Origin of the sequence: Aliivibrio sifiae (assembly GCF_002954715.1) — a bacterium.
Taxonomy (GTDB): domain Bacteria; phylum Pseudomonadota; class Gammaproteobacteria; order Enterobacterales; family Vibrionaceae; genus Aliivibrio; species Aliivibrio sifiae.
This window is the reverse complement of the sequence record NZ_MSCP01000002.1, coordinates 222,591-237,812: the sequence shown is the minus strand read 5'-3', so window position 1 is coordinate 237,812 and position 15,222 is coordinate 222,591. Positions and strand designations below refer to the sequence as shown.

Genomic DNA, 15,222 nt, shown 5'->3' with positions numbered 1-15,222 from the left:
GTTATTTATTTAATGCCATATATAAGGGGTTATCTAATAGGTCATCCATATCAGGAAGCATACGAGATGCACTAGAGTCAGTACTGTGCCTAAACTTGGCAAGATTAAGCCCAATACGCAATATTCTTGGTTTAAACAAATTTAAGCGTTCAAACCTATCTTGATAATCAGGATTTTCTTTTACATACGCTTTAATTCGTAATCCAAGCAATTGATAAAAATCGATTTCAGATAAACCTAATTTTTCAACCAGTGGTGAAATAAAGCGAAGTACCGTAACAAAGTGTCCAGTTTGTAAATCATGAATAATCAGCTCTTCAGGCAGAGAGACTGTGACCTCCTTTATCAAAGGAGCCAAGCCTTCTTGTTCTGGAATATCTCGTTCAATTAAACGCATATCCCCTTGAAAATCCTTTAATAAAATTCGTTTGGGTTGAGCATTTTCCATCACTAACGTCACGTTTTGCCCGTGAGCAATTAAAGAAACCCCGTATTTACAAAGTAAGTGATAATAAGGAATAACCACCGCATCAAAGAGCTTATTTAGCCACTCTTCTATTGATAACCCTGACGCAGTAATGTACTCCGAAATTAATGGAGTCCCTTCTTCATCCGACTCCATCAATGCCGCCATTAAAATTGCCGTTTCATTATGAGAAAGTTTAGATTGGGCAGATTCTCGCCATATCACACCAAGCAACTCATGATAACGATATGGCGCATCAACCAATAATTTATAATCAGATTGAGCTACAAAACCAGCCGCAGGTTCTTGCAATACTTCTGCTTGCTTATTAATAAACAACTCGTCTGACTTAAAGATAGAATCAAGCCAATCAGACGCCATTGGGCCAGCTAGAATATAGCGTCCGGGAATACCTCGATAACAAGAGGTATTCATAATAGTTAAAGGTAATTTAATGTCATAGTTGTCTGGTCTTGTGGTGTTACTCAATGTTCGAATTGACAACTGAGGCAGAAATTCATCACCGAACTCACCTAAATAGACCAACGTTTTCTCTGCCATTTCTCGTGCGAATAATATCGATAATTTTTGACGCCACTGCCAAGGATGGACAGGGACATAAATATAATTACTAATATCTACATTAAACGACGAAAGTAACGCATCTATCTCATACAATTCAGTGCCATTAATCGCCGATTCAATTAACTCTTCCCACTCTACTTTATGATTTGTTGCTTTCTGTAAAATAGAATGATGCACCGCAACCCAGCTTAATTGAAAAGCACGTTCAGATTCTGGCGCATATAATGCAAGATCATCACTTCCCCATCCTCTTCGTCCTTTATTAAAAGCAAATTTAGGATGTCCATCAAACAAAAGCTGTTGCTGTTCACACGACAAAAAAGCAAGATCTTTTGCCGACATGTTGGCTTTACGTAATGCAAGTTTGCAGTCGCCAAGTAAGGTCGCATTAAGATCCTCAAAATGTTCGGCTAATGCATCATCAGTAATATCAATTAAACATTGAATATCACGCATAAATTGCGTTGCTGTTATCTCTGACGGACTCCCATTCGTTCTACGCTCTAATGACGTAGGAACAATTACAATTTGCCCCCAAATATTGCGTTTACCAGAGAAATAATATCCAACACCTTGAGAAGGAGTGAACGAAAACTCAGCGTTATTTTCTTCAATAGTAAACGCTTGTTCATACGCCAATTCACTGATCAACTTTGCTACCATTTTCCGGTTTGCCGCTGGCCAGTGAGCATGTAATGCTATTTGATCCATCAACATTGCTCCATAAAAAAGGCTTTTCGTTCAAGCATCATTAATGCCGAGCGTTTGTGAGGAAAATTAAACTCGAAACATTTTTTATAGCCAACTTCTTGAATACGATTAAATAAACGCTGGTTATCCGCTCTCGGTTCTAAAACAATGCGCTGAGTTCTTACATCATCCACAAACAGATAATGACTAATAGCTCTCATCCAACAATTGAAATAATCAGGGCCTCGAAACGCCTGCTCACCCACTAAGAGATGGATGCCACGGTCATAAGGTTGAACATCATAATATGGACTTAATCTATCCTCACTAACCCAATACGCTTCAACATAACCAAAAGGTTCGCCATTAAATTCACCAATTAACGGAATGATATGATCATCACTTAAACGTTCTTTAATAAACTCGGCAAGTTTTTCATAACTCCACGCTTGCTCCCAGAAATTTGCCACTCTAGGATCATTCATCCAAGCAGTAAAACGCTCAATGTCTTTGTTGAGATCGAACAATCTGAAGCTAATTTCCGCATCAATATTATGATCATAACGCTGGTACACCTTCCCCGCAGGCATTTCAGGACGAACGGGATGATGTCGATATTGCAATGATGATTGCACCTCTACCCAAGGAAATAGGGTAGAAGGCGTATGCAAATGCCACGGTTGCACTTGTTGATAAAAGCCTTGGCGTGACAAGCTATTCTTATAAAGTGATGGTAACGAATGAGCTAACAGGATCGGGACTTCTGACTCGATAATAAGCTCATTAACCGTTTTATTCGTACTGAATATATGATCAATTTCTTTTAGGCATTGAGTAATAAGTGATGAGTCTTTAACATCCTGTTTTGATAATGTAATCGCAATTGTTGGATTCGCATTTAAGCTTAATAGTAGCGTCTTATAATTAAACATTCATAGCATCCTTTATATGAAGTAATGGGTTAGGCAAGTCAAAATAAATAACGGCAGGATCAAGAATTGAATTCTCATTCATGTTCTGTAAATAACAATAGAAATTGCCTTTACAACACAGAGCGTCGCTGTCTAATACATAGTTTAAACATTGTTGATCTCTAACGCCTTTATCTCTTAAGACTTCTAATTGTTTACGCAGTTCTTTCACTAATGTCTTTTCACTGACGTCACAATAAGCAGCGATAGAGGCAATAACATTAAACGTAGAATTGATAATGAGGTAATAGGCAAAATAACGACGAACTTTGTCATTATTCCAATAATTTTCAATATCTTGCTTAGTTTGATTTAATGCTTCAGGAAAACGTTCAAAAGCCAAGTCTGTGTAGCCAGTTCCTTGGCAATCACGGTAGTACATACCAATTGGAAACCCTCTTTTTAACTGCATAACAATATTCTGCTGATGAGCTAAAAAGACAACACCATAATTCGCTTGGAGATTAAATAGTGGAACAACAGCATATTGGCAATACGCGCTAAACCATTGTTGAGCAATTTGAGATAACGACAACGGACTTGAATCAGCGTAATCTTTGATTCTTTTAGCTAACAAACTCTCTCCACCATAAGGGTTTTGCTGAGTTAATGTCGCTAACACTACGGCTTCTTCTTCCGGTTTTGAGCTTAATGGATTATCACGAAACGCCACAAGGCTCTCATCTATCACACCGCCATTTCTATCCATTAACCCCAAATAACTCGGCTCTTGCATCACTTGAAAACCTTGTTGATAGCCTAGTTCATCACTGATTTCTGTATCGGTGAATAATTGGTTTAACCGAGTGCCACGGACCACCTCTTTAAGTGATAAATTACGAATAGAATTGGTTAATTTAACGCTAAGTGAAAACTTCAACATATAAGGAAGTTTAGGCGAATAAAGCGAACGAGTTGATGATGTTGGGTACCACGTCGCGCCTAATGACCCTAATTTTCTGATGAATCCTGATTCTAAATAAGCTTGTATATCTTCTTGATCTTGTAATACTTTCCATTGCCATGGATGTACTGGGAATACGCTTTCATTTTCATTAACAATCCCACTTATCGCTAAAGCCAGTAACTGATCTTCAAAGACTAATTCATCCAATCTCTCTGCTGCCGTTTTCTCTCCTGAAGAACCAGAAATAAGAATAGAATGATTAACGGCTAACCAAAGCAGAGGAAACTCACCTCCTAGCTCTGGGGAATACGTTTTGGCATCTTCAGCACTGAATTGCTCTCTACTTTTCGGAGCAGGATGGAAAGAGTGACCAATCAGTAACCCTTGCTCTGCTTGCTGAAAATTCAGCGCTTCTGAAAATAATCTCTCAGCATAAGGACTTCTACTGACACCGGTATAAGTATTTGTGTAACTCTCAGTTACTCGCTGAAGGAAGATGTCTCTTTGCTCTTTGGAGATAACACCCACTAATGCTGGTTGCTCTAAAACTCGACATAATATTTGTTCAAAGCCGATAGCAATCGCTTCTTCTGCATATAACACCGCTGGAAAACTGTATTCATGTAAACCAACTGAAGAGACATAGCTCAGTGGAATATGTATCTCATGCTTATTACCTAATGGGATTAAATAATAAGCATCATATTGATTTTCAATAATTTGAATTGCAGAACATTCTCTTGCTAAAGAATTAAGAAAACATGCCGCAGGAACGTCATTACCGCCGTTTATTATGTAGTCCAATTGATCATTCGTTTTCATAACACTTCCGTTGTTTTTGATCGATAGATGAGAATGCTAATGATTCTCATTAAATTGATCAACTACTTTTTATGAAATTTATAAAATAAACAATTTTCTTGAACCCATGCTTTATATTTATGTAATTTTATAAGTAACAAGATAATAAATACTTATTTATCAACAATTAAGGTGAGGGTATTATTTTCTCATTAAATATAAGAAATACATTCCACCAAGTAATGAAGCTAATAAACCTGCCGGAAATTGCCATGGAAACCACACCGTTCTGCCAACCCAATCGGCAACAATCATCAAACATCCTCCTAATAAACAGGCAGTTAATAATTGGTGAGACGCTCGATATTGATGAAGCGAGCTAGCCATATGTGGTGCTAACAAACCAATAAAACTGAGTGGACCTATAATAATAGTGCAAAGGGTTGTTAATGCTGCAACAAGGAGCAGTAAAAGCACTCTAACTTTACGACAATGCAACCCAACACTGGCCGACGTTATTTCACCTAAACCAATAATATCCAACCATCGATGCCTGCTCATTGCGAGAATAAAAAATAACGTAACGCCTATACCTAGCAGATAGACATCACTCATGTTAACTAAGTAGGTGGAACCTGAAAGCCATGTTAATAAGGCCATGACATTATCTTGGCCTGACGACATAGCAATACGTAAAAAAGCGTCCAAACCTGCACTCAAGGCAATTCCGGTTAATAACATTTGAGCAGGGGCAAAGTTCTGTTTACGTCCCATAAACCAAATAATACCTGTGACAAATAATGCGCCAGCCGTACCCAGCAACATCTGCTCATGTCTTTCCGTTGCAATATCAAACATAGCGCCAAGTACCAGAGCCAATGCCGCTCCTGAGCTAATGCCTAAAATTTCAGGGCTTGCCATTGGATTGGTTGAGACTCGCTGAATAACAGTACCTGCAATAGCGAGTCCAACTCCAGCCAGAAACGAAATAAACACCCGAGGAACGCGCAATTCCACTATCGATGGGTTTAGCGAAATCACCCATCCAGCTTGCCCTTTACCTACAAACACAGCGATAATAAACAAGACAACAATCAGAGCTGACAGAGGCAAAACCACTCTCTGTAAAGGTGTATATTTATAATTAAGTTGAGTGGTTTCTCTGGCTTTCATGTCCGATTGAAATACTTTTCGATTTAGTAACCAAAGAAGAAATGGAGCTCCCAATAATGCTGTCATTGCGCCCGTTGGTAATAACTCGCCCCCAACACCGGAGAATGGCTGAATAACCAAATCGGCAAGTAATAACATCATACTGCCAACTACCCCACTAACTAAGATCTGCGGTACTAGTTTCCTCGCTCCGCACATACGAGCAATAGCAGGAGCAACAATTCCAACAAAACCAATTAAGCCAACTTCACTTACAACCGCAGCAGTAATAAATATCGCTAACGTCAATGAAATTACTTTAATTTGCTTAATATTAATGCCAATAGACGTTGAAACTTGATCTCCTAATTGAAGTGCAGATAAAGGCCTTGAAAGTAGTAAAAGAATAAAAATGGACAATACAATTAATGGAAGCAGTGTGATTACACTCGACCAGTCATTTTGATTCAATGTCCCTGCACCCCAGACAAAAACACTCGCTAAGTGCTGCTCATTTAATAACAATAACATGGTATTTAGTGAGCCAAAAAACAAACTAATAACCATGCCAGACAGCACCATGTGAACGGGTGAAAAACCACGTTTAGCAGACAATAAAAAAACCAACCCTGTGGCAAACCCTCCTCCCAAAAATGCAGGAATAAATCCATTAATCATGCTGTTTACAGGCAAGAATAATATCCCAAGAACCATGCCTAATTCAGCTCCCGCAGCCACACCAAGAGTCGTCGGTGATGCAATCGGATTACGTAATACAAATTGCATCACACAACCAGCAACAGCAAGCGCAAAACCACACAATAAAGCAATAACCAAACGTGGAAGATAAGTAAGGTGAGTGATTAAATGTTGATAATTAGCTGAGTCATAATGAAACATGGTTTGCCACAATAAACCGACACCTTGGGAATAAGGCGCAGTCCATTGTAATAGTCCTAAAATAATCATTAATAATAATGTCACAAGACCAATACATGTTTTGATGGTTTGAAGCGGTAAAGTAGAGTGATGATTTAATGTCAACATAACGGCTATTTTCACAATTATTGAGTAAGTTGTTGAGTAATATTGTCACTAAAGCGCTGCGCTGAGATTAATCCACCAAATGTCCAAATAGCAGGAAGTTCATATACCGAATTGGTTCGGGAGAAAGCCATTGCTTGCCATAACGCCGATTGAGTTAATTGCTTCTTTTCTGTCTCTTTTAATGGACCAAAGATCAATACATTCGATTGCTGATGCTGCGCTAACGCTTCAAATCCTACGGTTGTAAACCCCCACATATTCGTAGCTTCATACCATGCGTTTGCTAACCCCATTTCATGAATTGTCGCTTGTGCTAATGAACCATCACTATGAACTCGTACGGTTTTATCATTAACAAAGCGGATAAAAAGAAGAGGTTTATTATTTGGTTGAAGACGGCGGATTTTATCACCATTCTTTTTTAATCTTTGATCTGTCTTTGCTATCACATCTTGAGCTTGTTGCTCTTTATTCAATAGCTTACCAACCTGAATCGTGATCTCTTTTGCAGAAACCAAGGGCGTTTTTTTATTGTTATAAGTGGTATAAACTAACGTCGGTGCTATCGCATTCAATTTTTCATACATTGGTGACATATATTGACTGATCAAAATAACATCCGGCTTCAACTCTGTAATTAACTCTAAATTAGGTTCTCTTCTTGAACCAACATCCATTATAGAGCCATTCAATTCAGGGTTTTTAACCCACTCTTGATAGCCTTTAACATCTGCGATACCGATTGGATTAACACCTAAACTCAATACCGTTTCTGTTAATGCCCAATCAAGTGCTATTACCTTCTTTGGGGGGTTATCTAAGTGAGCATTACCTAGCTCATGCTTAATCTCCATTGCTTGCACTGATGAGATACAAACCATCATTATCAAACCAAACATCTTATTCATCTTTCTTCCTTGTTATTCTTTAATTAATCGAACAGTGATATTTACGGTATATAACTGATGGGTTGACCGGTTTCAGGATGAGGAAATAACGCTAATTCCATTCCATAGATCTGTTGTAATGTGTCTTGATTCATTAAGCTCTCAGGCGCACCTTGAGCAATAACTTCACCGGAATGCAATGCGATGAGATGGTCACTGAACTTGGCCGCCATGTTGACATCATGCAATACCATAATGACCGTCAGCCCTAAGGTTTGATTTAATTCTCGGATTAACGTTAATAATTCATATTGATGAGCAACATCCAGTGCAGAAGTCGGCTCATCAAGTAAAATACACTGACTTTGTTGAGCTAATAACATGGCAACCCAAGCCCTTTGCCGCTCTCCTCCTGATAAGGTAGCAACAAAGCGATCACTAAATAACGTTAAACCTACCTTTTCTATTGCGTCATCAACCCGTTGGTAATCTTGTTTACTGTATCGCCCGAAAGCCCCTTTCCATGGAAAACGACCAAAACACACAAGTTCACGAACCGTTACGCCATCAGTGATTGGTGGGTGCTGAGGAAGATAGGCAACATTAAGAGCAAACTCTTGGTGGGATAAAAGATTAACGGCTTTCTCATTAAACAGAACCGTCCCTGCCGTTGGTATATTTTGACGGCTAAGTAATTTAACTAACGTAGATTTTCCACAGCCATTATGCCCAAGTAACGTGGTCACTTTGCCTTTTGGAAAAAGTAAATTAGTAGGATGAAGGATCTGTTTTCCGTCAATTTCAAACGACGCATCAACAAGTTGGTACATGAGGTAAGCTAATTATCCAGTCCGTGAGTAATGCGCAGAACTGTAACACAAAGAAATGATAATGATAATTGTTTTTATTCTCATAAAATAGAAGTAGGATACGTAAGATTTATAAATTCAAACAGGAAGTTCGAATGCCTTTCATCACAAGAATACACAATTCAAAAATTCAATTAACGATCATAGGGTTAATTGCTGCACTAATGGGAATTGGGCAAAATGGTTTATTAGTCTCTTTACCCTTTTTAGTAAGTCACTCTGCCTTCTCTCTTCCAACATGGTCTATTGTTATTGCGATCGGTAGTTTTCTATTCTTACCTGCTGCGCCATTCTGGGGGAGATACAGCGATAAAAAAGGACCGAGAAAGGTCGTACTGCAAGCGTTATGTGGCATGAGTATCAGCTTTTTACTTTTACTCTCTTTTGCGTTTCTAAGTGGTCATTACCCAACAGAAACACACTATTGGTTAATTGGTTTAGTGTTAGCAAGGATCATTTATGGTTGTACTGTTGCAGGCATGGTTCCCGCAAGCCAACACTGGGCCATTCTTATCTGCGGAGAAAAAAACAGACTAAAAGCTATCACCTCAGTCAGCATTGGACTTAGTTTAGGCCGCCTCCTTGGTCCAGTATTATCTATTATTTTATTAAAGCTAGGGCCTTTCTCTCCATTAGCTATGATGGTGGTTTTTCCTTTCTTGGCTCTATTAATCGCGGCTTTTCTACCAAATCCTAAAATAATAGAAAAACCAATAAGCAGCACTGCGCATTCTTTTATTCCCAATCTCAATTTAGTGCCTTACTTGCTCACTGGTTTATCTCTTTGTTTAACCATTGCGTTATTGCAATACAGTTTCTCACCATTAATTAAAAGTATCACCCAGTGGGATACTAATAAAATAAGTGATGCTATAGGGTTATTACTCACTATCAGCGCAGCGGTCACACTCACAACTCAAATTGCCGTCGTTAAAAAGAAAAAACTTAAATTATTGGTTATGTATCAACTCGGCTCTCTGTTATTACTGGCTGGTTTTCTTTGTTTTTTAATTGGTAATATTTGGGCGACAGCTATCGCAATGGCGATCAGTGCGTGTGGAGCTGCTTTACTTGTACCGGCTTATACCTCAAAGGCCACGGCGATGGATCCTTACAACCCTGGAATTGTTGCCGGTTATATTTCTATGTCGCACACATTAGGATATGGCATTGCTTCATTGTTGGCCTATACGTCTACACTCTCACCTATTTATCCTATCTATATTTGTATCCTATTTTCTAGTGTAATTATGGCAATTGCTTTTATGAAACCTCAAATAGCAGAGATAGTTGAAATGAAAAAATAGAGTTATAAGCCTTTGTTATCAGGATGACGAGGGCAGTCCTCACACAAATTCCTACCATTGCATTTATAGACTAAACAGCAACTGGTACGAACAAGTTTCAGCTGGTTACTAACAAGATCAACCTTTAAACTTGATAAATGCTTATTAGGTAAATTAAAAGCGGTTAACCATAACTCTGCCTGTTCGATTAAATACTCATTTGATAGCTCTGGATGAAATGTTTGTAGTTTAATAACGCAGTTTAATAATCCATCGGCTATTAAATGATTAGTGAAACCCGGACGAATACGAGTCCAAAGAGAGATATCTTCTCGATACGAATCAAACAAGGTCATTAATTGTGAAGCAGCAACGGGAACAATCTTTTCAGGTGAACCAAACGTCAATTCGGAATGATGAAATGTAAACCCTGCAATAAAGTTAGATTGAACCAATTGACTCATATTTTTAATATCAGGGATAGCGTGAAGCTGATAAACAGAAATGAAACTAATATAGATTGGCTGCCAACAAAGTAAATCCCAGGTTCGAGTTAACCAATATGCATTGCCTGCTTCTTCTGACTCTTGTGATAAACGATCGTAAAGCGCTTGAATAGAGAGACTATTATCACGAGAAATGTGGAGATTCTCTTGCTCGTCATCCGTTGTTAGTTGCGATAAAAGTTGTCCAGATAAATAAGGAGTGACTTGTTTAGACAATGAAAAAAGCAACTCAAAAACATCATTATTCTGCATAAAAATGGCACGTTATCTCTACAATCACAAAGGGTAAGTAGAGTAACTAACCAAACTCATGAATGCAAATAATTATCACTACAGTTAATTTTTGAATCGCATCTTACACAGTTACGACCTGATTCTTTCGCTTCATATAAGCGATTATCCGCAATGTTGAGTAATTCTTGAATCGTCATCTTAGGATCCGAAATTGTGCTCACGCCCATACTACAAGTCATTGTAAGCTCTGTATCCTCAACCAAAACAGAAATGTCACGCACAACTTCTTGAAGTTTTTTAGCCACAAGAAGTGCTTGGGTACAGTTTTGTTCAGGGACTAAAATTACAAACTCATCACCACCAAAACGACCTAAGATATCTGAATCTCGCAAATTATTTAAACACGCTTCAGCAAAAGCAGTGATCATAATATCCCCCACTTCATGACCGTATTGATCGTTATATTCTTTAAAATTATCAATATCGCACATAATAATAGAAAAAGGCTTTCTCTTACGGCGATAGGTAGCAAGCACTTGCGACGCCTTTAAATCAAAAGAACGGCGGTTATTAATTCCAGTAAGGTAATCGTTATACGCCAGTTCTGAATATTTCTCTTTTTGTTCTTTTGTTCGCTTCACATAATGTAAATTAAATAATAAAAGACCAATAATGACAAAGAAACAGCCCACGATAGTAAGCAATGAAACCGACACCATGGTTCGTAAATAGTCTTGCTGTCTTGTTACGACAATAATGAAAGGGAGATCTTTAATTTTACGAGCATAAATTGTATCCATGCTTCCATCGTTATAAATATCAGAATTAAAAACAACCTCACCATGTTTATAAAGTGCTTCAAAAACCTCAGGTTTAATCTTCGCAACATTGATTCTTTTACCAATGAGGCTATTTCCTTTTGGTACTGAAGACAATAATTTAAGATTAGAGCTTAGAATTGCAATGCCAGTAGGAGAAGGTAAGTCTAATTGACTGATAGTCGAATTAAAAAAAGTTAAGTTGGTCGATATACCAATCATCCCTAAAAATTCATTGTCTTCGTTTGTTATTTTTTGACCTTGAACCACGACATTTCGCCCAGCTAAATCGGTAAAAGGTAAGGTTACTACTGTCGTTTTTTCAGGATGAGCCTTAAACGTTCGACAATATTCTCGTTGAGATAAATCAATATTAATAAAGCCCTTACTGTGAGTTAGCAGGCAATCTTTATTAACAATAAAAGCACTGGTTGCGTTAGGGAGCGCATCCTCTTTTTCTCGAAGATAATCTAGCTCACGTTGATAGTCTTGATCGGTACTATTTTTCGAATGCAAACCACTAGAGGAAAGGTCATCAACCATATCTTCTAAGACAAGGGATGAATCATAAAAAGATTTTGTTAACCAGAGGTCGACAAAGCTCGCATTAAAATGAAGGCGATCAATCACTCTAATTCGATCACTTTGATAAGCATTGTAAATATATAACGCAGAAAGGAAAAAGATAAGGAATCCAATGATCATTGAGCTATAAACAAATGCGCTTCTTTTCCTCATACCTTTCCTATATTTGGGAGACAACTTTATTTCGTGCCGGAATATAACATAGGTAATAAATTTGTAAAATCAATGCTAATGATAATATATTCATTTATTTACCTAAGCTTTAGTTGAGTTAACATGCATTGTTTAAATAATAACCATTCTTATTTATGTCAATAATGCCGTTAAAAACCCGAATAAAACGCTTCTGAATAAAAATTTACTCCGCTCCCTTTATTTGCTGTTTTTATAAACAGAAAAAACGTGATCTAACTTGCTTTTTAGCCCTCTTCTTATTACTCTGCCATCCATTAGGTAATTCTTACCTTGCTTCTACTTGTTTATAGGAAATCACCTTGAGCCAAACATCTTTCTCATCATTAGATCTGAACCCATCTCTTCTACAAAACCTAGATACTTTAGGTTATACAGAGATGACACCAATTCAAGCTCAAAGCTTACCATTCATGCTGAAAGGGAAAGATGTCATTGCCCAAGGGAAAACGGGTTCAGGTAAAACAGCAGCGTTTGGTTTAGGCCTACTAGCGAACCTAGATGTAAAACGTTTTCGCGTTCAATCTCTGGTTCTTTGCCCTACGCGTGAACTGGCAGACCAAGTTGCGGTAGAAATCCGTAAGCTTGCTCGTTCTATCCACAATATTAAAGTACTGACTTTATGCGGTGGTGTTCCATTTGGTCCACAAATCGGATCACTTGAGCACGGTGCTCATATCATCGTTGGTACTCCTGGTCGTGTTGAAGAACACCTACGTAAAGGTTACTTAAACCTAGACAACCTAAATACGTTTGTACTAGATGAAGCTGACCGTATGTTAGAAATGGGCTTCCAAGACGCTATTGATATGGTATTAGATCACGCACCAGCTAAGCGTCAAAACTTACTGTTCAGTGCTACGTTCCCACCACAAATAAAATCTATTGCTGACCGCATCATGAATGATCCGATCATGGCAAAAGCAGAAGATAAAGTAGAAAATACTTCTATTGAACAGCATTTCTACAAAGTAGACGATTTTGAAGATCGCTTGAAAGCACTTCAAATCTTACTGCTTAAACACCGCCCAGAATCGACGGTTATCTTCTGTAATACAAAACGTGTTACTCAAGAAGTCGCTGATGAATTACGTCATTTTGATTTCAGCGTTACTGCTCTTCACGGTGATTTAGAACAACGTGACCGTGATAAAGCGTTAGTTCGTTTTGCTAACAAGAGTACCTCTATCCTAGTTGCTACTGATGTTGCAGCTCGTGGTCTTGATATCGAATCTCTAGATGCAGTAATCAACTTCGAATTATCTCGAGATCCTGAAGTTCATGTTCACCGTATCGGTCGTACTGGCCGTGCTGGTAAAAAAGGCATCGCATTAAGCTTGTTCAATAACAAAGAAACTAACAGCTTTGCTCAAATTGAAGACTACATGGGCATCACTATTAATGATGAGCCACTACCAAGCGAAGATCACCTAAGTGAGCAACCACACTACCCAGAAATGGTAACACTTTGGATTGATGGCGGTAAGAAAAACAAATTACGTCCTGGTGATATTCTTGGTGCATTAACCGGTAAAGACGGCGTTGATGGCAAGAAAGTAGGCAAGATCAACGTGTTTGATTTCCACGCTTATGTTGCTGTTCATAGCTCAATTGCTAAAGCGGCACTAGATAAAATCGCAACAGGCAAAATGAAAGGGCGTACATTCCGTGTAAGTCGTATGCGCGGTTAATACCATACATAATATATGTAACCTCAGCGAGCACGATAAATCACTTTGCTGAGGTTATAACAAAAAGGCCGAGTAGATAATTTCTACTCGGCCTTTTTAATTCTGTTATACCAATATCGATATTATATTGCTAATGGCATCTCGCTTGATGGTGGAATTGAGTGCACTTTACGTAATCCATATACCGCAAGCAATGACATCAAGAACATAATCAACCCCACAGGCATTTGGCTATTCGCAGGGATCATGGATGCAACCATGGTTGCTAAACCTGCACCTAAATTCTGCATACCACCTAATAATGCACCCGCCGTTCCCGCATGTTGTGGGAAAGGTGATAGCGCACCAGTCGTTGCTGCAGGAAATAAAATGCCCGCTCCTAAAAAGTACAATACCGCGCCACCAATCAATGTCGGTGCAGTAGTTAATCCCATAATTCCAGGAACAAGAACAATCGCGGCACCAAGGACAATCGATACTAATCCCACATCCAACGATTTCTTTTCAGACCAACGTTTTGCGATCACACTTGATAATGCCGCACCAGCTAAATAACCAGGAATAGGTAGAATAAACAAGATACTCACCGTTGTTGCTGGAAGTTTAAGTTTACCACCTAACAACACACCCGCTGCCGCTTCAAATACAGCCACACCAGCAAACGTTGCAACTAAGCAAATTAAATACCCTTGGAAGCGGTGCTCAGACAATACATGACGGTAGCTCTTCCACACAGGCTCTTTACGACGCACTTCTAATGGCAGCGTTTCTTTCATTGACGTTGTCATTATGATTAATACAGCAATACTGAACAGAGCTAAAAATAAGTAGCTTGAACGCCAACCAAATGCTTCCGTTAAATAGCCCCCCAGCACAGGAGCCAACAATGGAGAAAACATCATACACATACTAATAATGCTGTTCGTTCTATGTAGCTCTTCACCGGAAAAGCAATCACGAGGGATAGTACGGCACATTACCCCTGCCGCACCAATACCTAAACCTTGAACAAAACAGCCCGCTAGGAATAATGTGTAGTCATGAGCAAATAGGGCAAGTAATGTCCCTGCAATATAAAGAGTAAGACCTGATAAAATGACAACTCGACGTCCAATACGGTCGGAAATTGGCCCATAAAAGAACTGTGACAAGCCATAAGGAATTAAGTACACAGCCATAACTGCTTGTAATGATGCTGGACTTACTTTGAATTCACTTGCCATGTAACCAATAGAAGGTACATACATAGTTTGGCTCATTTGACCAACAGCAACTAAAATAACGATCAGGAAACTGAACGTCGCAAGTGAATACGACTTTTGCATGACTGCTCTCCGAAAAACAGCAAAATATTAATAAGATAAGTTAAATTAAGTAGATTGATAACAAAATTCAAAAAAGAAAAGAGAGCAATGTAGCCCTCTATAATGAGGCGGATAATAAGGCGATTAGCTAAAACTGGCAATCAAATTCAGCCTTATTTCAGGAGAGATTTTTTATGTGATTTGGATTAGTTTTTCTAATGAAAAAATGTC

At 38.5% G+C, this 15,222-nt stretch carries 11 protein-coding genes; 2 read left to right on the top strand and 9 right to left on the bottom strand.

Annotation, left to right across the window (positions count from 1 at the left end; translation table 11 throughout):
• Position 1: 1 nt before the first annotated feature.
• From BTO23_RS12385 to BTO23_RS12360, 6 genes are all read right to left on the bottom strand, one after another.
• A complete protein-coding gene (locus BTO23_RS12385) occupies positions 2–1,762 on the bottom strand; it encodes an IucA/IucC family protein (RefSeq protein WP_105063663.1) in 1,761 nt (586 codons plus the stop codon).
• Positions 1,762–2,673: a GNAT family N-acetyltransferase gene (locus BTO23_RS12380; RefSeq protein WP_061003470.1), complete on the bottom strand. Its 912-nt coding sequence runs from the start codon at positions 2,671–2,673 to the stop codon at positions 1,762–1,764. The genes BTO23_RS12385 and BTO23_RS12380 overlap by 1 nt, the downstream gene beginning before the upstream one ends.
• Positions 2,666–4,441, bottom strand: coding sequence for an IucA/IucC family protein (locus BTO23_RS12375; protein WP_061012111.1), 1,776 nt, complete (start codon positions 4,439–4,441; stop codon positions 2,666–2,668). Before BTO23_RS12375 ends, BTO23_RS12380 begins: the two co-directional genes overlap by 8 nt.
• A 180-nt stretch (positions 4,442–4,621) precedes the next feature.
• The gene (gene fhuB / locus BTO23_RS12370; protein WP_105063662.1) at positions 4,622–6,619 is read right to left on the bottom strand and encodes a Fe(3+)-hydroxamate ABC transporter permease FhuB; all 1,998 of its coding nucleotides are present in this window, start codon (positions 6,617–6,619) and stop codon (positions 4,622–4,624) included.
• 17 nt (positions 6,620–6,636) lie between these two features.
• Complete coding sequence (locus tag BTO23_RS12365; protein ID WP_105063661.1) at positions 6,637–7,527, bottom strand: iron-siderophore ABC transporter substrate-binding protein; 891 nt, start codon at positions 7,525–7,527, stop codon at positions 6,637–6,639.
• 41 nt (positions 7,528–7,568) lie between these two features.
• The gene (locus BTO23_RS12360; RefSeq protein WP_060992044.1) at positions 7,569–8,336 is read right to left on the bottom strand and encodes an ATP-binding cassette domain-containing protein; all 768 of its coding nucleotides are present in this window, start codon (positions 8,334–8,336) and stop codon (positions 7,569–7,571) included.
• Positions 8,337–8,470: 134 nt separating this feature from the next.
• Here BTO23_RS12360 and BTO23_RS12355 point away from each other — a divergent pair, with 134 nt between their 5' ends.
• Complete coding sequence (locus BTO23_RS12355; RefSeq protein WP_061012116.1) at positions 8,471–9,682, top strand: MFS transporter; 1,212 nt, start codon at positions 8,471–8,473, stop codon at positions 9,680–9,682.
• A 2-nt stretch (positions 9,683–9,684) separates the two neighbouring features.
• On the opposite strand, the gene BTO23_RS12350 is transcribed toward BTO23_RS12355, so the two are convergent.
• Both BTO23_RS12350 and BTO23_RS12345 read right to left on the bottom strand, forming a co-directional pair.
• Positions 9,685–10,419, bottom strand: a complete 735-nt coding sequence (locus tag BTO23_RS12350; RefSeq protein WP_061029798.1) for a siderophore ferric iron reductase — start codon at positions 10,417–10,419, stop codon at positions 9,685–9,687.
• A gap of 56 nt (positions 10,420–10,475) precedes the next feature.
• Positions 10,476–11,957 (bottom strand): sensor domain-containing diguanylate cyclase, encoded by a 1,482-nt coding sequence (locus BTO23_RS12345; RefSeq protein ID WP_060992041.1) that lies wholly within the window; start codon positions 11,955–11,957, stop codon positions 10,476–10,478.
• A 341-nt stretch (positions 11,958–12,298) separates the two neighbouring features.
• Here BTO23_RS12345 and dbpA point away from each other — a divergent pair, with 341 nt between their 5' ends.
• Positions 12,299–13,687, top strand: coding sequence for an ATP-dependent RNA helicase DbpA (gene dbpA, locus BTO23_RS12340; RefSeq protein WP_060992040.1), 1,389 nt, complete (start codon positions 12,299–12,301; stop codon positions 13,685–13,687).
• A 122-nt stretch (positions 13,688–13,809) separates the two neighbouring features.
• Here the strand turns inward: dbpA and emrD are convergent, their stop codons facing one another.
• Complete coding sequence (gene emrD, locus BTO23_RS12335; protein ID WP_060992039.1) at positions 13,810–15,012, bottom strand: multidrug efflux MFS transporter EmrD; 1,203 nt, start codon at positions 15,010–15,012, stop codon at positions 13,810–13,812.
• Between the last annotated feature and the right edge of the window lie 210 nt (positions 15,013–15,222).

Bases quoted from the DNA above. Each gene is read 5' to 3' on its own strand.
- BTO23_RS12385 (WP_105063663.1), bottom strand. From the start codon at position 1,762: ATGGATCAAATAGCATTACATGCTCACTGGCCAGCGGCAAACCGGAAA.
- BTO23_RS12380 (WP_061003470.1), bottom strand. From the start codon at position 2,673: ATGTTTAATTATAAGACGCTACTATTAAGCTTAAATGCGAATCCAACA.
- BTO23_RS12375 (WP_061012111.1), bottom strand. From the start codon at position 4,441: ATGAAAACGAATGATCAATTGGACTACATAATAAACGGCGGTAATGAC.
- fhuB (WP_105063662.1), bottom strand. From the start codon at position 6,619: ATGTTGACATTAAATCATCACTCTACTTTACCGCTTCAAACCATCAAA.
- BTO23_RS12365 (WP_105063661.1), bottom strand. From the start codon at position 7,527: ATGAATAAGATGTTTGGTTTGATAATGATGGTTTGTATCTCATCAGTG.
- BTO23_RS12360 (WP_060992044.1), bottom strand. From the start codon at position 8,336: ATGTACCAACTTGTTGATGCGTCGTTTGAAATTGACGGAAAACAGATC.
- BTO23_RS12355 (WP_061012116.1), top strand. From the start codon at position 8,471: ATGCCTTTCATCACAAGAATACACAATTCAAAAATTCAATTAACGATC.
- BTO23_RS12350 (WP_061029798.1), bottom strand. From the start codon at position 10,419: ATGCAGAATAATGATGTTTTTGAGTTGCTTTTTTCATTGTCTAAACAA.
- BTO23_RS12345 (WP_060992041.1), bottom strand. From the start codon at position 11,957: ATGAGGAAAAGAAGCGCATTTGTTTATAGCTCAATGATCATTGGATTC.
- emrD (WP_060992039.1), bottom strand. From the start codon at position 15,012: ATGCAAAAGTCGTATTCACTTGCGACGTTCAGTTTCCTGATCGTTATT.